Annotated in this window: 22 protein-coding genes; 4 read left to right on the forward strand and 18 right to left on the reverse strand. The window is 42.8% G+C overall.

Features of this window, described 5'->3' with window-relative positions:
- Positions 1-84: 84 nt before the first annotated feature.
- The 3 genes from BN1691_RS11375 to BN1691_RS14200 are packed head-to-tail and all read right to left on the reverse strand — an operon-like array spanning position 85 to position 1,390.
- Positions 85-804 (reverse strand): hypothetical protein, encoded by a 720-nt coding sequence (locus BN1691_RS11375; protein ID WP_048602326.1) that lies wholly within the window; start codon positions 802-804, stop codon positions 85-87.
- A 59-nt stretch (positions 805-863) separates the two neighbouring features.
- Entirely contained in the window at positions 864-1,166 is a 303-nt protein-coding gene (locus BN1691_RS11380; RefSeq protein WP_048602327.1) for a 2Fe-2S iron-sulfur cluster-binding protein, read from the reverse strand.
- A gap of 53 nt (positions 1,167-1,219) precedes the next feature.
- A complete protein-coding gene (locus tag BN1691_RS14200) occupies positions 1,220-1,390 on the reverse strand; it encodes a DUF2768 family protein (protein WP_187116876.1) in 171 nt (56 codons plus the stop codon).
- 116 nt (positions 1,391-1,506) lie between these two features.
- On the opposite strand from BN1691_RS14200, the gene BN1691_RS11385 reads away from it, so the two are divergent.
- Positions 1,507-1,818, forward strand: coding sequence for a hypothetical protein (locus BN1691_RS11385; RefSeq protein ID WP_048602328.1), 312 nt, complete (start codon positions 1,507-1,509; stop codon positions 1,816-1,818).
- 107 nt (positions 1,819-1,925) lie between these two features.
- On the opposite strand, the gene BN1691_RS11390 is transcribed toward BN1691_RS11385, so the two are convergent.
- The 13 genes from BN1691_RS11390 to prsW form a co-directional block, all read right to left on the reverse strand.
- Positions 1,926-2,969, reverse strand: coding sequence for an NAD(P)H-dependent glycerol-3-phosphate dehydrogenase (locus tag BN1691_RS11390; protein ID WP_048602329.1), 1,044 nt, complete (start codon positions 2,967-2,969; stop codon positions 1,926-1,928).
- Between the two features lie 11 nt (positions 2,970-2,980).
- Positions 2,981-3,580, reverse strand: a complete 600-nt coding sequence (gene plsY / locus BN1691_RS11395; protein WP_048602810.1) for a glycerol-3-phosphate 1-O-acyltransferase PlsY — start codon at positions 3,578-3,580, stop codon at positions 2,981-2,983.
- A gap of 58 nt (positions 3,581-3,638) precedes the next feature.
- On the reverse strand, positions 3,639-4,955 hold the full coding sequence (der, locus tag BN1691_RS11400; protein ID WP_048602330.1) for a ribosome biogenesis GTPase Der: 1,317 nt from the start codon (positions 4,953-4,955) through the stop codon (positions 3,639-3,641).
- Between the two features lie 121 nt (positions 4,956-5,076).
- Complete coding sequence (locus BN1691_RS11405; RefSeq protein ID WP_048602331.1) at positions 5,077-5,262, reverse strand: capping complex subunit for YIEGIA; 186 nt, start codon at positions 5,260-5,262, stop codon at positions 5,077-5,079.
- A gap of 14 nt (positions 5,263-5,276) precedes the next feature.
- Positions 5,277-6,164 (reverse strand): YIEGIA family protein, encoded by an 888-nt coding sequence (locus tag BN1691_RS11410; RefSeq protein ID WP_048602332.1) that lies wholly within the window; start codon positions 6,162-6,164, stop codon positions 5,277-5,279.
- A complete protein-coding gene (locus tag BN1691_RS11415; RefSeq protein WP_048602333.1) occupies positions 6,161-6,796 on the reverse strand; it encodes a YphA family membrane protein in 636 nt (211 codons plus the stop codon). Before BN1691_RS11415 ends, BN1691_RS11410 begins: the two co-directional genes overlap by 4 nt.
- Positions 6,797-6,936: 140 nt before the next feature.
- Positions 6,937-8,100, reverse strand: a complete 1,164-nt coding sequence (rpsA, locus tag BN1691_RS11420; protein ID WP_048602334.1) for a 30S ribosomal protein S1 — start codon at positions 8,098-8,100, stop codon at positions 6,937-6,939.
- Between the two features lie 275 nt (positions 8,101-8,375).
- Entirely contained in the window at positions 8,376-8,993 is a 618-nt protein-coding gene (locus tag BN1691_RS11425) for a lysophospholipid acyltransferase family protein (RefSeq protein ID WP_053083757.1), read from the reverse strand.
- Complete coding sequence (gene cmk, locus BN1691_RS11430) at positions 8,990-9,667, reverse strand: (d)CMP kinase (protein WP_048602335.1); 678 nt, start codon at positions 9,665-9,667, stop codon at positions 8,990-8,992. Before cmk ends, BN1691_RS11425 begins: the two co-directional genes overlap by 4 nt.
- Before the next feature lie 203 nt (positions 9,668-9,870).
- Positions 9,871-10,545, reverse strand: coding sequence for a flagellar brake protein (locus BN1691_RS11435; RefSeq protein WP_048602336.1), 675 nt, complete (start codon positions 10,543-10,545; stop codon positions 9,871-9,873).
- 76 nt (positions 10,546-10,621) lie between these two features.
- Positions 10,622-11,986, reverse strand: a complete 1,365-nt coding sequence (ypeB, locus tag BN1691_RS11440) for a germination protein YpeB (RefSeq protein WP_048602337.1) — start codon at positions 11,984-11,986, stop codon at positions 10,622-10,624.
- Between the two features lie 116 nt (positions 11,987-12,102).
- Complete coding sequence (locus tag BN1691_RS14565) at positions 12,103-12,264, reverse strand: hypothetical protein (protein WP_187116877.1); 162 nt, start codon at positions 12,262-12,264, stop codon at positions 12,103-12,105.
- A gap of 31 nt (positions 12,265-12,295) precedes the next feature.
- Positions 12,296-12,988: a glutamic-type intramembrane protease PrsW gene (prsW, locus tag BN1691_RS11445; protein ID WP_048602338.1), complete on the reverse strand. Its 693-nt coding sequence runs from the start codon at positions 12,986-12,988 to the stop codon at positions 12,296-12,298.
- Positions 12,989-13,070: 82 nt separating this feature from the next.
- Between prsW and BN1691_RS11450 the strand changes: the two genes are divergently transcribed.
- Together BN1691_RS11450 and sleB are read left to right on the forward strand one after the other, a co-directional pair.
- Complete coding sequence (locus BN1691_RS11450; protein ID WP_048602339.1) at positions 13,071-14,045, forward strand: asparaginase; 975 nt, start codon at positions 13,071-13,073, stop codon at positions 14,043-14,045.
- Between the two features lie 119 nt (positions 14,046-14,164).
- Positions 14,165-14,851, forward strand: a complete 687-nt coding sequence (gene sleB, locus BN1691_RS11455) for a spore cortex-lytic enzyme (RefSeq protein WP_048602812.1) — start codon at positions 14,165-14,167, stop codon at positions 14,849-14,851.
- Positions 14,852-14,946: 95 nt separating this feature from the next.
- Here sleB and BN1691_RS11460 read toward each other — a convergent pair whose 3' ends face one another.
- Positions 14,947-16,233, reverse strand: coding sequence for a Glu/Leu/Phe/Val family dehydrogenase (locus BN1691_RS11460; protein WP_048602340.1), 1,287 nt, complete (start codon positions 16,231-16,233; stop codon positions 14,947-14,949).
- A 222-nt stretch (positions 16,234-16,455) separates the two neighbouring features.
- Positions 16,456-17,067, reverse strand: coding sequence for a genetic competence negative regulator (locus BN1691_RS11465; protein ID WP_048602341.1), 612 nt, complete (start codon positions 17,065-17,067; stop codon positions 16,456-16,458).
- Positions 17,068-17,355: 288 nt separating this feature from the next.
- Between BN1691_RS11465 and BN1691_RS11470 the strand changes: the two genes are divergently transcribed.
- A complete protein-coding gene (locus BN1691_RS11470) occupies positions 17,356-18,426 on the forward strand; it encodes an efflux RND transporter periplasmic adaptor subunit (RefSeq protein WP_048602342.1) in 1,071 nt (356 codons plus the stop codon).
- The last annotated feature ends 12 nt before the right edge of the window (positions 18,427-18,438 follow it).

Below are 18,438 nucleotides of genomic sequence, written 5' to 3' on the forward strand. Positions count from 1 at the left end.
AAAAGGAAGAATGAACACAAAAATCCTGTCCGCTTTTCTATGATTCTATTAAGCGGACAGGATTTTTATGACTGTATACCTGAATTAATATGGTTGATTCGGGTCCAACTTCAGCTTGCCTTCTTCCCAATATATCGGAGCACCACAATTGGGGACAAAGGGAGTGTTCTCCACAATTAACCAACGTAAATCTCGGTCTTGCTCCTCCCCTTCTACTAGCATGGTTTGGATTTCTGGACGAAAATCAACAATTAATCGTCCAGAACGGTGGAGTAATAGTGGTAACTGCCGATCAGAAAATGGACTTTTAATCCACGCCTTCTGTCTTCCCAACTTATCCTCGTTTAATGTATAGTAGCCTGGCTCAACCTCCTCTAAAGTCGGATATTGTCCCTGCTTTTTCACATATTCAATCAACCAGCGTTGTAGATCGTTCACCTGCTGGATCAGATGAAGATCCATGGCTCGAACTGCTTGCTCACCTTCTGGATCAAGGATCACAAAGCGGTAAATTCCGCCCTCCTCATAGGCTGGTTCTGGAATATGTGTAAGGTAGTGAGGATAGAGCTTGGCCAGTTCAATTTCATATTTTTCAAAAATTGGCGTGTCTCGATCCTTAGTAACGATAGGAAGAATTGCCTTCTCCTTATAATATTGATGCACTGCATCCTCGATTTGCTGAACCGCTACTGGAAGCATTGTATTATTTTTTTGCAGAACATCTTGAGGAACAGCACATCCGCTGCTTAGGGCTAGTATGATTGTCACAAGACCTATTCGTAAGAATGTAGGTAACTTCCGCATTCTCCTTCTCCTTTTCTACATGGTTGCCACGATTGAACAATGGCGATGTCAGAGGACGATCAGCGATATGGAGTGTACTGAATTATAATATCTTCCTCCACATCCTTCACAATTGCTTGGCATGCTAAGCGAAATCCCTCTGCAAGCTCTTTTTTACGCAGACGAAGTTCCTCTGCTTCTGTAGGAGGCTGTAATCCATCTTGACCACTAAGCACCTGACAACGGCAGCGTGCACATGTACCACGTAGGCAATTAAAACCCCAAGGGACGGATTCCGTCTGAATTAAATGCAGTAATGTTGCTCCAGATTTAAGTGGAATCGAAACAGTTTCCTGTGCTGTAACTACTTGTAAATTCGCCATTGATCATGATCCCTCCAGCTTATTCTCTTCGGTTGTTTAAATTCTTTCAATCCTCATGAAAAGAGGACAATAAAGATCAAGAGAGCAATTGGTAATAGTAAAAGATAGGCTATTAAAGATACAGCATTCCTTAGCCATCCCTGTTTCTGACGTGCAAATAATATTAGAAAGTTGGCAAAAACCATCATAAAAATTGCCATGATGGCAATCATCATCGTTCCCATATCCTTCAGCCATCCTTTTTTATGAATAATCATGATTTATTCACTATTATAGCATAATGTTAATATAATGACTGTAAAAATAGTACTTATTCATAGAGAGAAAGGAACGATCAGTGATGGTACAGCAATACTATCGCCCGCCTACCCGCGGTTTTTATCAGCTCCCCAATTATCAGCCACCCAGTTGGTATCCATACGCCAATGATTACGCTTATTCGCCCTATGGTAGAGCCACACTTCCGCCACAGAGAAGAGAAGTAGCCAATCCACCTCAAGAGGATCGTCTTCGAACGCTTCAGAAAAAAGTTCAATCCTTCCAGCATGGCTTAGAACAGATGAATAAGATGGTTCAGCTCTACCGATTGATCCGTACCTTTGGTCCACTATTCCTAACCACCACCAAATCATCCAATACCACTGGAAGATAAAAAAAGCGGCTACCTATACGGTGCCGCTCTTTCTCTGTGCTTGATGAGCCTTTTTGATCTAATGTATGTCTGTTTTATCCTCTTCGATATGACATAATCGCCTATTTCTAACTTTTTTTTAAATCGAGACGGATATTTAATTCTTCTCGTTCGTTACGACGAACGCGTCCCATTAGATCTAAAACAGCTTGGCGTGGCGCTTTTCCTTCGAAAAGAACGAGGTATAACTCCTTCGTAATGGGCATCTCAATCTGAAGCTGCTGGGATAGGGCATACGCAGCTTTCGTTGTTTTTATACCCTCAACGACCATCCCCATCTGTTCTAACACTTGTTCCAGATTATACCCTTCTGCGAGCATATGACCCGCACGCCAATTACGACTATGCTTACTGGTACAGGTTACAATTAGATCGCCAACCCCTGCTAATCCTGCAAAGGTAAGAGGTTGTGCCCCCATGGCAATCCCTACACGAGAGATTTCGGCTAAACCACGAGTCATCAAAGCAGCTCGGGCATTATCTCCAAAATTCAAGCCATCGTTGAGACCTGCACCAAGGGCAATAATATTCTTTAATGCGCCCCCCAGCTCAACACCAATGACATCATGATTGGTATAAACACGAAAATATGTATCATTGCTAAAGATATCTTGAACCTGCTCTGCAAGGGCTAAATCCTCCGATGCTACCACAACTGTCGTTGGATCACGACGGCTTACCTCCTCTGCATGACTAGGTCCAGACAAAACAGCAATCCGATCATGGAGAGACGTAGGCAGTTCAGCGCGAATCACTTCGCTCATTCGCTGAAGAGTAGAAGTTTCGAGCCCCTTCGTAACATGAACGACAATCTGCTCCTGCTTGAGATAAGGACGTAGTTGAACAACCACCTCCCGCATCGCATGGGAAGGTACTGCAATGACGATAAGTTGAGCGTTCACCACTGCATTTTCAAGATTACTTGTGGCAACGATCTGTGAGGATAGTGTGGCTTCAGGTAAATAGTGACGATTGGTATGCATGCTGTTGATCTCAGCCACCTGATCCTCACTACGAGTCCAAAGTGATACAGGATAGCCATTATCCGTTAATACCATGGATAGTGCAGTTCCCCAACTGCCTGCACCAATCACAGCCGTTCTGGTTATCATTTTTTTCACCTCTATCGTGATCGTATACTACCATACGATTTTTCTCCCAGCCTCCGCTCATTTCCAGTTCTTAACCGTTGAATATTGCCGCGATGGCGCCACATCACAAAGAGTGCAATGAGAAGACCCACGGACCATTCTTGCCAGGATACGTCTAAAAATGCCATCATGATAGGTGTCAATATAGCAAATAGTAAGGAGCCTAGGGAGACATAGCGGGTAATCACGATGGCGAGAATCGCCAGTGCACCAGCAATTAAACTAGGAATCAAAGCCAATGTAGCAAAAACACCAATGGTTGTGGCTACGCCTTTGCCTCCACGAAAGCCGAAATAGATGGGATAATTATGACCCAGTATGGTAAAGAAGCCTACCCACATAGATACCACATCAGAAAGCTGGAAAAGGTAGCGTGACATGAAGATGGTCACAATTCCCTTCAATACATCGAGAAGAAGTACTAGGATAGCAGGTCCGATCCCCATCACACGAAGGGTATTGGTGGCTCCTGCATTCCCACTTCCATATTGTCGAATATCAATCTTCTTAAATGCTTTTCCAATGATGTAACTGGAACTGATAGAGCCAATTAAGTAAGCAAGTATTATCATGAAAAGAATGTTCACATCGCATTTCCCCTTTTACACAGAAATTCGCCCTCGATGGTTTCTATTCCTTTTTTCGAACTAGTAAACGTAAAGGGGTACCATCAAATGAAAAGGTTTGACGAATTTGATTCTCTAAATAACGTAAATAGGAAAAATGCATCAATTCAGGTTCATTCACAAAAAAGAGAATCGTTGGCGGCTTCACTGAGACCTGTGTAACATAATTGATCCGTAGACGTTTCCCCTTATCTGATGGCGTAGGTGTACTGATCACTGCGTCAGCCACGAGATCATTCAACATGGATGTAGATATGCGCATGGCATGATTTTCGGACACATGCTGTACCACTGGGAGAATTTTTAGGACACGGGCACCTGTCTTTGCAGAGGCAAATAGGATGGGCGCATAATCCATAAAGAGGAACTGATTACGGATCTTCTGTTCAAAGAGTTGCATGGTCCGATCATCTTTTTCAATGGCATCCCATTTATTCACCACAAAGATGGCAGCCTTCCCTGCTTCATGTGCATAGCCAGCAATCTTCTTATCCTGTTCAATAATTCCTTCTTCTGCATTGAGAACAATGAGGGCCACATCACTGCGCTCCAATGCTTTTAATGCCCGGAGAACGCTATATTTCTCCGTCGATTCATAGACCTTGCCACGTTTACGAATCCCTGCAGTATCAATCAACACATATTCCTGTCCATCCACTGTAAATGGCGTATCGATGGCATCCCGTGTCGTACCTGCAATATCGCTTACAATAACTCGTTCTTCCCCGAGAATTGCATTGATCAACGAGGACTTACCTACATTGGGGCGACCAATAACAGTTACCCGGATCACATCTTCCTCATACTCTGTCTCGATTTCATCATCAGGTAGTTGCTCAATTACACGATCCAGTAGGTCACCTACACCAATACCATGTTCGCTAGAGATAGGAATCACATGCTCATAGCCTAAGGCATAGAATTCGAATGCTGCAGCTTCCCGTTCCAAATTATCTGTTTTATTTACAGCGACAATGACCGGTTTATTGGAGCGAAAGAGCAGCTGTGCTACTTCCTGGTCTGATTGACTCACCCCTGTGGTGACATCGGTTAAAAAGATGATGACATCCGCTTCATCAATGGCCAATTCAGCTTGTGCACGGATCTCATGGAGAAAATGATCATCTCCTGTCAATTCTATACCACCTGTATCAATAAGATAAAAGGTCCGACCAGACCATTCTCCTTCTCCATATAAGCGATCACGGGTCACACCGGGAACATTTTCAACAATTGCTTTACGTTCACCAATAATCCGATTAAAAAGGGTTGACTTTCCAACATTGGGTCGACCCACGATAGCTACCACTGGTTTACTCATTGTTCCACCTCTCTTTTATTTTGATGTGAACCCTTACTATTGTAAGTTGAAATCCCCTCACAATCAAGAAATGCGAGGGGAACATCTTCCAATCTACATCACGAAGTTCATAGTAAGGCCATTAGTGTCTTACAATAATCATGATCTTCTCTGTGATTGCATGGGCGATGCCATCTAAAATCTTTTCTAATGAAAATGCAACCTGCTGTAATTCTACTTCATTCTCAACAATAAAGATAGGGGAACCTCCACTTACCTGTTGAGAATCCATGGAGACGATGGCCAAGATCATCTTTTCAATCTGCATGTCGCTCTTCTCCTTTATGCTCGCTTGGCTTGGCGAACTGCATTCTCAAGGAGTGGAACACGCTTAATCGCCTCCATTGCTCGCTTCATATCTTTACTTTGGGGTAGCAAAAAAATAGCAAGGCGACCATCATCCAGATTCCGTTTACTTAATGGAACAAAGGAAGGAGTTCCTGAATCACGGTATACACCTAAAATGGTCGATAAATCATGGAGAATGGCCTGACGTTGGCCGAGGTTGGCTAAGGTGACAATACTGTTATCATTGATGGGTGTCAGGATAAAGCCTAAGCCCTGTTGGAGAATAAGCTCCTGACTTTCCTTCAAACCGATATTCATAATATGGATATCATCAACAAACAGATTGGCTCCTTTAAAATGAAGGGTTCCTTCTGAGACCTGGAGAATGGTGCTAATATTCTTTCCAGACATGAGAAGCTTATCGATTCCTAAGGCAAGTATACCTGCTGCCAGACCCCAGAAGAAGCCCGCCACTACCGCCACAATCGTGGTAACAAAAGCGGTTAGTATAACAAGATAATTGCGCCCTTCAAAGACCATGGCAATACCTTCAATGTATGTATTCCCACGGGGTACCAGTTCCATTCCATCAAGATTCTTTAAGGTGTTGCGCTCCATATTACGAACCTCACGAAATTGTTGAGCTGCCAAGCTTAAAAATGTAATCGCAGTCCAATCACGAGCGATTAAGGCTGGTACAGCTACCGCACCTAGTCCAGCAGCAATTAAGCCGAGGGAGAGATGAATGATATAGCCATGGGGCTGAGTAGGGTATTGCCGATAGTCGAGCCGAAGCATCATGATACGGGCACAGAAGCCTACGAGAATCCCTAATACGACCTGACTCTCTGTATGGTTGAAGATATGAACCCAATCTTTCATCCTTGTCGAACTCCTCCGCTCACCTGTCCTGCTTTCTTACGACTACGGATGCGACCTTGAAGTGGATAGAGAAGAATATAGATTGCGAAAGCAAAGGTAAGGGTCATCCAAACAAGATCGGTAAAATAAGCGTCACCCATAGGAATAGAGGAAGCTAATTGACGAATGGAGTACTTATATAGGATTTCTGCCAAATAGCTGCCCAGCAAGACACTAAGCAATAATTCTCGATAGTGCAGGGCAAGAAAAACAGCTGGTACTCCACCAACCAACATGAGTAAAACTTTCTCATCGATGAATAGTAGGATGGGGTCGTATTGGATCACCTTTCGAACCAAGAAGGTCAGGAGAGCGATCAACCAGCTTAATGCAATGAGATGAATGCGAAGGCTGGATTCTTGACGAATCATAAAGAAGAGCAGTAAGAAAAAAGGCAAGAGAAATGCACCTAACAAAAGATCAAAATTAAAAAAAGGAATTGAAATGGACCAAAATGGCAAGGGAAGTAGCAGATAAACAAAAATCCAGCGTTTTGCAAGCTGCTCCTGTGCACATAAATAATCCAGCCAACCACTACTAAGGAGTAGGATCGTTGTCCATAATGCAATTATCGTAATTGTCCCATCCACCATGGTATCCACTCCTCACTTCTTGTAAAAATCACCTGAAATACATCTACAGTATCTCCACCTTGCTAGCTTTTTAAAAGTAAAATCAAAAGAGGAAGGGAGAGATCCCTTCCTCTTTTTCGAGCTTAACAGCTACAATTTAGTTATTTTAATTTGTTCTTTAGAGCCTCTAAACCAGCAAAACGTTCGCCTAATGTGTAGTTCATGCCCTCTTCATTTACAGTGGGTACTACAGGCGCAGCTTTTGGTTCGGGCTTTGGTTCTTCTTGAAGGAGTTCACGAATGGAAAGGCTGATGCGTTTTTCAGCAATGTTCACATCTAAAACCTTCACATCAACTACTTCTTCTTCTTTTAATACTTCAGATGGAGTACCGATATGCTTGTGAGAGATTTGCGAAATATGAACGAGGCCTTCAACGCCAGGAAGCAATTCCACAAAAGCACCGAATGGAACAAGGCGTTTAACAGTTCCTTGAACCACATCTCCTACATGAAACTTTTCACCAGCTTGATCCCAAGGGCTAGCTTGTGCAGCCTTCATACTGAGGCTAATCCGTTCCTCAGTCTTATCAACTTTAAGAACCTTCACTTGAACCTTGTCGCCTTCCTTCACCATGTCAGATGGTTTCTCAACATGATGCCAAGCCATTTCGGAGATATGAACAAGTCCATCAACGCCGCCTACATCAACGAATGCACCAAAGTCAGTTAAGCGTTGAACGGTTCCTTCAACAATACTACCTTCTTTTAGGGTGTCATACACCTTCAATTTCTCTTGCTCGTATTCTTCATCGAGAACCGCTTTCTGGGATAGAATCACCTTATTATTCTCTTTATCTAACTCAACGACCTTAACACGGAGAGTGCGACCTTTGTAATCGCCAAAATCCTCAACGAAGTGACGTTCAACAAGGGATGCTGGGATAAAGCCACGAAGACCTACATCAACAACAAGTCCACCCTTGACAACATCTGCTACAACCACTTCAAACACTTCATCGGCTGTAAGCTTGGACTGTAACTCGTCCCAGGCCTTCTCACTATCATACATCCGTTTGGAGATCACCAATTCTTCATCGGTCACCTTCTTTACCACAAACATGGCCTCGTCGCCTTCATGGAGTATATCGCCAATCGTCTCGATATGTAGGTTAGAGACTTCGCTAATTGGTAGGATCGCATCTACCTTGTATCCCACATCGACCAAAGCTTGTTTTTCTTCAATCTTTGTAACAGTACCTTTAATTTCATCTCCCACTTCCAAGATTTTTACCTCTGTGTGCTCTTGATTCATTTCTTCGACCATGTGACAACCTCCTTGAATCCCACTACACGTGGACCAACCATAGTAATATTTTATACCATAACTCCCGCTTCTATAAGCGTTAGAGAGTTAACGAATAAGAATAAGAACTAGGATCATAGTTAAAGCGAAGATTAAACCAGTCAACCATTGCCATATACGGCGTTTAAGAGGGATTAACGAATACCCTCGCTTTATATAATAATACGTGAATGGGCGGCTTAATGCCAGTATGGTAAAAAGAAAGATGAAGTACACGAGAATAATGACTGGTTTGGTCATTCTTTATCGACACCCACTCCACCATGAATAAGTGCATCGATGCGTTGACTTAATAGTTCAGTAAGGAGATGTAATTGTTCCTTTCCATCTAAATCTTCATGTTCTGTAATAAAGGCATCTACATCGATGGCTGGCCCAAAGTGGACATAGACAGGCTTAAATAAGCGATAAGGTCCGATGATCCCTACGGGAACTAGCATTGATCTAGATTTTAATGCAAAAAAGGCAGCTCCTGCCTTCATCTCTTGGAGATCCTCTGTCTTACTGCGATGACCTTCTGGAAAGATCCCGATCACATGTCCTGATTTCAATAGTTTTAATGTGGTCTTGATCGTTGAAGCTCCCACTGCGTCGCGGTTAACCGGGAAGGCACCTACATGGGGAAGGAGTTGCTTAATAATCGGGAGGCGGAACAGTTCTTGCTTGGCCATGAAATGAACCTTTCGAGATGAGGTTACACCAACCAAGAGTGGATCACGATTGCTGATATGATTCGCACAGAGCAAAGCAGAGCCTTCTTGAGGGATATTTTCAATCCCCCTCACTTTATATCGAAAAAAAAGCAAGAAGTATCCTTGGACGATCCGTTTTGCAAAATCGTAAAAGCTCATCATTCTTGCCCTACTTTCTGCTGATAGTGAGCGATAATTTGCGATACCACTTCCTCCAAGGTGAAAGCGGTGGTATCAATGAGGATGGCATCATCCGCTTGAATTAATGGGGAGGCTGCTCGCTCTCGATCCCTCTGGTCACGGACCTGAATCTCCTGATAGATCTCTTGATAAGATGGCTTCTCACCTTTTGCAAGCAATTGTTCATAGCGGCGACGTGCTCGCTCTTCTACAGAAGCAGTAAGGAAAATTTTGCAGCAAGCATTAGGTAGAACACGGGTACCAATATCACGACCATCCATTACTACGTGTCCATCTCTAGCCATCTCGCGTTGCTTTTCTACCATCAATTGGCGAACACGCGGATGCTTAGCGACTGTAGATGCATGACGTGATACAAGCTGGCTACGAATCTCTTCGGTGACATCTTTTCCATTTGCAATGACCCGTTGTCCATGCTCATCGTGCTTCAGCGTGATGGTTGATGCAGTAAGCAACTGAACTAACTGCTCCTCTGACTCTAAATCACACTGGATCTCCAGTGCAAGTAAGGCTAAGGCACGATACATCGCGCCCGTATCTACGTAAGTCATATGTAAGGATTTTGCAACCTGTTGAGCAACTGAACTTTTTCCAGCCCCAGCAGGGCCATCAATGGCAATATTATAATCTCCCATAGCACACCTCTTGAAGGAAAAATACAAAAAAGCAGGGGATTCCTGCTTTACACCAAGATTATGATCTATTTATTTTAGTATAAAGAAAGAAAACCGTGCGGCCAACATCCAACTATTTAATTACTAACATCTTACCATAATTTTTCATGCCATTGCAATGTTTATTCCCTTTTCTCTATCTGTGCCATCATTAATGTATCCCTTTAGCGTTCCAATTCCCGCATTTCTAGCTGTCTCTCGAAACAGTACCGTACGATAAAGGTTTGGTCCTTTTCAGACACCTTGGTAATTTTTACAGATATTTTTCGCTTGAGCCCCTTCTCTGCTGGAGGGATAATCCGAACCACCTCTCCTGTAAAATGGGCATGCTGAACCTGGCCATGGAGGGGTAAAAGCAACCACCCATCGATGAGGTCATGCTCACGAATCGGCATTTTCTCATCACACCAGCAGGCGAATCCTCCACCACTCACATCTAAGGTATGAGTAAGGCATTCTACTTCTGATCGTTGAACAAGATGGAATGCAACCTCTGTTTCTGCAGGAACACGGACAAAATTGCGCCGTTGCACACGGGAAATCGTATCAAGAGCAGGTAAAGCCAATACCATTAATGCAATATTTTCATTACGACGACCGATGACCCGTGTATGAAAAATATATTTGGAGCCATCATGGCCAAAATACCAAACAATCAACGGAGTCCCATTAGGGAACCACTTCATTTTGCCCGTGCGCTCAGCGATGGGCATTTCGATCAATAATTGGTCCTCCGTACAATCTGCTACCCGCGTCTTATGTAGCAGATTCTCTGATTGCTTAGCACCATTCTCTTCCATTGGCTGAAGGAATAATATCTGATTTATCTCAGGATACATACCCCATCTCCCCCTATGTCTGGCTGTATATCCCTATCCTACATTGAATATTGGTACTATTATACCACGTAACCTCCTATAAAAGATCATCCCAATTCTTCAGTTCAATAACCTCTTCTTCATCTCCATTATGGGCATTGATGTAGATTTGATAAGTAACTTGGTTCATCGATCCCGTAAATTCATAGCAGAGAACCTCTTTCCCAAGCTCATTTTCGATGACAACCAAGCGAGATTCCTCAATGGAAAGACGTGGATTTACTTCTTTCTTAGCTTGGGTAAGGGTTAGCTTTGCTGGAGGTAGCTGACGTGAATGGTGAGAGATCGCGTAGGGTTCACCCTGATAACCGATGATGGATCCATCATCTAATGCAACTTTTACAGTTACTTCATCTGGATAGATCAAAACATCATTGATGGTCTCAATAAAGATAAATTGTGCTACATTGCCATACTGATGACTCTTAATGACTTGCATCTCAGAAAATCCACGGGCGGCTAGGAACTGCAAGGCTTTCTGATGTGCTTGCTCTAAATTAAGCCGTGGCTCTCCAATCTGGCGATGATTCATCATCCAGAGAATTTGTCCGCCTCGCTTTGCAACATCCAATTGGAGCAGTGAACCATTCGCTCCATTCTTCGGCTCTATGCGAACATGATAACTAGGAACCAGTTTTCCTTCTCCATTTTCTGTGGTTGTCACTTGATATTGATCTTTCTTCTTAATGGCCATAAATTGTAATGCTCGTTCCTCTACTTTTGTTTTATCCATCGTGGGACCTTTCATATTCCGTTCCATCTTTTTCTGCAAACGTTCTTTGCTATTGTCACCATTGGGACCCCAATCGATTTTATCTCCATCTGCTACATGCTTCTCAATGGTATTAAAGCCATCAATAATGGTATTGTCCTTTGGCTCCTTGTTGGAGATCAACAATTTTTCGGTATCTAACCAACGAATATTGTCACTCAAAACCTTTCCTTGAACCTTTTGTAATTCATTTTTAATCTTGGTTGCTGACCCATAGAGCTTTTGTAATGTTTCATATTCTTTTTTCGTTAAAGGCTCTTTACTTAGGTCTCGTACTGCTACCTGATAGGTAAAATTGGATGTTCGGGTCAAAAAGTCTTCTGTCTTCTGAAGTGGTAATAGGCCAAGGGGTAATGCCCCCACATCATTATGAGCTGTATGAGAAATTCGCCAAATATCCAACATGGATTTTGATAATTTCCGTTCGGAGTTGACAGCAAGTGAGCGACCAATTTCACTCTGGATCTTATCGACACGATTACTCAATGAATGGAAGGCACTTTGGTATTGGTTTTCTGCCTGTACGAGAATCTTATCTTTTTCTTGCTTCTCCCCATAACCCCAGTATGACATGATTAGAAAGCCAATCACAAACACAGGGAAAAAGATGCTAGCTACATTACGATACATGAATTTACCTCCTCAAATACCCATTTGAGATGGGAGCTCATTGATCGTTAGTCTGCGCAGGCTCTCTGCTTTTATACAAAAAAAGGGGCTACCTCATAGCCCCTTCTTTATCAGAATTACATCTCTTCAATTTTCACCTGAAGATCTTGGTCGTTATTGCATAGGCATCTTTTGAAGCCTGTTTCCACTCGTCCGGCTTTACTCTTTTTGCCTCGCAAAAAATAAGTTTCACCACAAACATTACAATGAATGGTCACCTTATAGCGTTGACTCCTCATTTTCTGCCTCCTTCGTCAGGTTCCTGTTCCCTTAGTTTGATCCGAATTCATTGGTCTTAACAATGGGAGGTTCCAGAAATTGACGTTGGTTGGCTTGCTCAACACGATGTAAACCTAACCACCAAAGAGCGATCATGAAAGGAATAATCGGTAACATCCAATTGGAGCTACTGGATAGAATAATGAAATCAAAGGTTCCATGAAGTAACACAGGGAGCAGGAGAGCAATTAATAAGTAGTAACGTCTGTATTTAGGATTTTGATGGAATTTACTCTTCCCTAAATAGTAACCCATAAGAACGCCAAACAGAGCATGTCCAGAAACAGGAAGCAGTGCACGAAGAAACGCCAAGGAAACCCCATTTAATACGAGATAGAGAAAATTCTCCAATGTAGCAAATCCTAAAGAGACTGCAACCGAATAAACCACCCCATCATATGGATGGTCAAATTCAACATGGGAGAATACAGTGATATAAATGATAAAAAACTTAAAGAATTCTTCAATCAATCCGGTGATGACATAAGTATGAACCCAAATTGGAATCCCTTCTAGCTGCAATAATTCATGCTGGAGAGCCATCACTGGAAACACCAGGAATATACCAAAAATAAATTGGCGTATGACCAATGAAATGGGCTCTGGCTCATACTTATCTCGAAGATAAAAGTAGCTCAGTAGTGCCACTCCTGGTGCAATGGCAGCAGAGATAATTCCAAGCATTTTCGTTTCCCCTTTTTTTCTCAATAAAATAATCGTATCATGGAGATGGTCATTGCGAAAGAAATCGAGGTGTTAGTGATTAATGAAGAGAATAATAATTATCAATACAGGCGGAACCATCGCCATGTTAGAAGACCAAGTTACACGCTCTGTTCGTCCCGTAGAACAGGCTACCTTTACATCGATCTTACCCTTGCTACAGCAGGTAGCTCAAGTTGAATTTATCTCCTTTGCCAATATGCCTAGTCCCCATATAACATTGGATCATATGTTCCAGCTACGCCAGCTCGTGCAGGAGCAGTTGAATCGTTCTGATGTAGATGGAGTGGTAGTAACACATGGGACCGACACATTGGAAGAGACGGCTTTTTTTCTGCACTTAACAGTAGCCAGCTCCAAACCTGTGGTTGTAACCGGTGCCATGCGTTCAACCAATGAAATTGGGGCAGATGGTCCCATCAATTTATATCGTTCTGTACAAGTAGCAAGCGCAGCAGCCAGTGAAGGAAAAGGTGTCTTGGTTGTGTTTAATGATGAAATTCACAGCGCTCAATATGTGACGAAAACCCATACAAGTAACATTGCAACCTTCCAGTCCCCTGAATTTGGTCCAATCGGTACTGTCACAAAGGGTGGCATCCATTATCTTCATGCCCCACTTCAACGTGAAACCTACACTATTGAACAAATTCATGGTGATGTTCCACTGATCAAAGCGGTTGCAGGGATGCGTTGGGAATGGTATCAGTCCCTGCTCACCCAACCAATTAACGGCCTCGTGATAGAGGCATTAGGACAAGGTAACTTACCTCCTTCTATCTTACCATTAATTACACAATTGGTTAAAAAAAATATTCCCATTGTAATGGTTTCCCGTTGCTTCAATGGACATGTAGAACCAGTCTATGATTATATAGGTGGCGGTCGCCAATTGCAGAATCTAGGGCTTATCTTTTCCAATGGACTAAATGGTCCTAAAGCACGGATTAAGTTACTTATTCTCCTTCAGCAAATCCAGAATTTTTCTCAACTTCAAAAACTTTTTTCCCTCGAATGAAGAAGGCGGCTTTGGCTCCGCTTTCTTTTTTTAATTGGATAATTAATTGGTAATTGGAGAATCTACACTCTATAAGACATGCTGAAAAGGAGTGGGTATTAGTGAACAAGAGCAAACGTATGCCATTGCGTTCCCTCTGTTCGCTTTTGTTGGCCTGTATTATCATCGCTCTTTCCATTACCACCGTATATGCTCAACCCACATTACGCTGGGGAAGTCAGGGTGGAGATGTCTATGATCTACAAGGAAGATTAAAAAAAATAGGATACTATCATGGGAAGATTGATGGGATCTTTGGTCGGCAAACCTATTGGGCGGTACGAAACTTCCAGTATCGTTTCGGTATGAAGGTGGATGGAGTAGCAGGTAAGCAAACCTGGTCCATGTTAAAACGTGCGACCAGTAATTTGCCAAAAAAATCTCAAAGTGCAGTCTCTACGAGTTACGGTCTTTCTGCCAATGATATTAATCTCCTAACACGAGCGGTTTATAGTGAAGCGAGAGGAGAACCCTATGAGGGTCAGGTGGCCATTGCAGCGGTGATCTTGAATCGTGTGGAGAGCTCCAAATTTCCCAATACGATTTCTGGTGTCATCTTTGAGCCACGAGCCTTTACAGCAATTGCTGATGGGCAATTCTGGTTAACACCCAATCATACAGCAAAAAAAGCAGCCTACGATGCTATTAATGGCTGGGATCCCACAGGTGGAGCCATCTATTACTTTAACCCGAATACTGCCACCTCTCCCTGGATCTGGTCACGACCACAAGTTCGACGCATTGGGAAGCATATTTTTTCCTATTAACAGAAAGAGACTGTAGCAAAAGGTGAATGAATCAACACCTTTCGTATACAGTCTCTTCTCTTTTTTATCATTTCATTTAATTAACAGAGGATTCTTTAGACCCAGCCTCTAAAGCGGCATGCTTCTGCCATCTTCCGTACACCTACCATATAGGCGGCCAAGCGCATATCTACTTGACGGGTCTGAGCTGTTTGATACACATTATTGAACGACTTCACCATCACTTGTTCTAGCTTTTCTTCTACTTCCTCAATACTCCAGTAATAACCTTGATTATTTTGAACCCATTCGAAGTAGGAGACTGTAACACCACCAGCACTTGCAAGCACATCAGGAACGATAAGTTTCCCGCGTTCTGTTAAGATCTTCGTCGCTTCCAATGTAGTTGGTCCATTAGCTGCTTCAACAATAATTTCTGCTTGAATACGGTGGGCATTCTCTTTGGTGATTTGGTTTTCAATGGCTGCAGGAACAAGGACATCACAATCTAACTCCAACATCTCTTTATTAGTAAGGGTATTGGTAAACTGTTTGGTCACCGTACCAAAGGAATCTCTTCGTTCTAGAAGATCATCAATATCGAGGCCATTCGGGTCATATAACGCTCCATACACATCACTAATAGCCACCACCTTAGCACCTGCATCATGCATAAACTTTGATAAGAAGCTACCTGCATTACCAAATCCCTGCACGATGACACGAGCACCTTCTAAATTAATACCTCGCCATTTGGCAGCTTCACGAATGCAGATGGTTACCCCTTTGGCAGTTGCAGATTCTCGACCATGTGATCCACCTAAAACCAATGGTTTACCGGTGATAAATCCTGGTGAATCATGTTCCTTAATGGAACTATATTCATCCATCATCCAGGCCATAATCTGTGAATTGGTAAAGACATCAGGTGCTGGTATATCCTTGGTCGGCCCCACAATCTGACTAATCGCTCTTACATAGCCACGACTAAGCCGCTCCAGCTCACGGAAAGACATCTCCCGCGGATCACAGATAATTCCACCTTTACCACCACCATAAGGCAGATCCACAATACCAGATTTCAGGCTCATCCAAATGGAGAGCGCTTTTACTTCATCCTCCGTAACATCTGGATGGAAGCGTATACCACCCTTGGTTGGTCCCACGGCATCATTGTGCTGAGCTCGATAACCTGTGAATATTTTTACAGAGTTATCATCCATTCTAACGGGGATCCGCACTGTTAAGAAGCGAATGGGTTCCTTAAGAAGTTCAAACATCGATTGATGATAGCCTAGCTTATCCAGTGCTTCCTTAATCACAATCTGGGTTGATTTGAGAAGATTCGTACTTTCATCAAGGGTTTCATTCCGAACTTCAGCTACACGTTCTTGTTCCACCATTCCTAATACCACCTCAACAGATTATTGTGCTTCCTCTGCTCAACACCGCCGCAGGAAAAAGCCATTTGCAAGTGAATTGCCAATATTCCAAAAGTATTGATAATATAATGGATACGCTTTCACTTGTTTTAATTGTAGAATATATTGGAAATTAGTCAACCCCCTTCTTTGGAAGCCATAGAAAAAACGTGTACAAGCTTGTACACGTTTTTTCGATAATCATTATGAAAAATAACGACAAATCTGTTCTAATGCCTGGTTTTGCATGATCAGCTTACCGTATTCCTCCAACACATGTATCGTAATGCCACTCATCTCACCATACTCAGAAAGAATGGCGATCACATCTTGATAACCTTCATCTCCAAGGTCACTACGTAATAGAACCAAATAGTAATGATCCTGATAATGATACAATTGACCTCCTGAGATAAACTGAGGATATAGGCGATGGGCAACGTGAATACAGTCCTCCAAAGTACGAAAACGGCAGATAATCGTAGCGTCACTCTCCATGTTTGACTCATACTCATAGAACTCGTCTTCTAATTCCATGCTTTCGAGCTCCCATTCTCCACCTGCAGATTCCTGTTGATCACCACGTGTAACAATGACCACCATGCCTTGGGCAGGCAAAGCAAATACCTCGACTGCTACAGGGCCATGTACCTCGAACCCTAATTCTCGATATGCCTTTTCCATCATATCATTGAATAGATCATGAACCTTCGGAAGATCCTGCCACATATCATCACGCTCAATTCCCCGTTCCACTAGATCCTCAGATGATAGGAAAAAGCGTACTTTATCACCGCTCAATCGCTCGATTCGCATGAAGGATTCCTCCTCATCTCAACTTCTATTACAACATATGTGAGAACATAAGCACTCGTGAAATCATTCATCCCTGTTTATTTCACCTATCAATATATACGATTATATGGACAAAAAGTGTCACTTTCGGAGGTATTAATGTTGTATTCATGCTAACACAATTCATTCTATTCCTCAATTGCTAAAACACCATACATGCTCTGCCTCCATGCTGGCTAAACTAGTGTTGGAAGAATTGATTACACCGATATCCATAAGCATGCTCTTCCATGAAAAGGAGATGATGAATTGAGAACGGTACTAATTCTGCTCGTCATGCTCCTGCTCCTCTCCGCCTGTCAACAGGATCTCCTGATCCAGGAGGCCCCCCGTTCACAAAAAGTTGTGGTAAAAGTGGAAAAGCCAAAATTCACAACCATCAATCAGCAATTTCGGCTACTGGGAAGCCTAATACCTGCCAAGCGAACCCCAGTCCTTATCCCACCCATGGCTTCCATCTCCAAGCAGCTTGTTGAGCCAGGTACGCTTGTGCAAGCGAAGCAGCCACTGCTCCAATTGGATGTACGTAATCTACAAGAGCAGCGAATCCATCTCATGCATGCCATTGCAAAGATTGATCAGTGGAACAGTAACTCAGCAGACTTTACAAAAGCACAAGAAGCTGATGAAAATGGCCATTGGGTAGAGTTCCTAGCCAAGCTCGTGGATAAAACAATTCTTGAACCAACACAGCAAATGCAACGAGAGCAACAGCGCTGGCAGCTTGAAGAACAGCTAAAAACGATCGAACAGCAAATCAAAGTGTCTATCATTACTTCACCTGTAGCAGGTCAATATCTCCAAATCAGCCATCCCCAAATTCCTGACCAAACCATGCATTATATTGTAAGCAATGATCAAATAATCGGACGGCTCTGGGCATTTGACCATCAGATCCCCTATCTTCGACAGGGACAAGTGGTTCAGCTCTCTACCGATGGTAAAAAACAAATGACAGGTCATATCTCCAAGATTAGTAGTAATAAGGATCTACATACTCAGGCCTATGCTATTGAAATAACACCCACCCAGATTCCGTCCCATTGGAGATGGGATCAGCAGGTTGTTGGAGAGGTTTTCTATGCACACTATCAAGATCGGTTGACAATTCCCCGACACGCGATCTGGTATGAAGAGAATGACGCATATCTATTCCGTGTGGTTGATGATAAAGCAGTGAAAACCAAAGTGATTCTTGGTGCTGCAGATGAAAAAGTGGTTGAAGTTCAATCAGGTCTTCAAAAAGATGACCTTATTATTGTAGATGGTGTTGAATTATGTTCCCATCTGATTCCGGTGCAAATTGTACCGCTAAGATAACGGAGCTGTGAT

The sequence above is a fragment of the Rubeoparvulum massiliense genome (assembly GCF_001049895.1).
Taxonomy (GTDB): domain Bacteria; phylum Bacillota; class Bacilli; order Rubeoparvulales; family Rubeoparvulaceae; genus Rubeoparvulum; species Rubeoparvulum massiliense.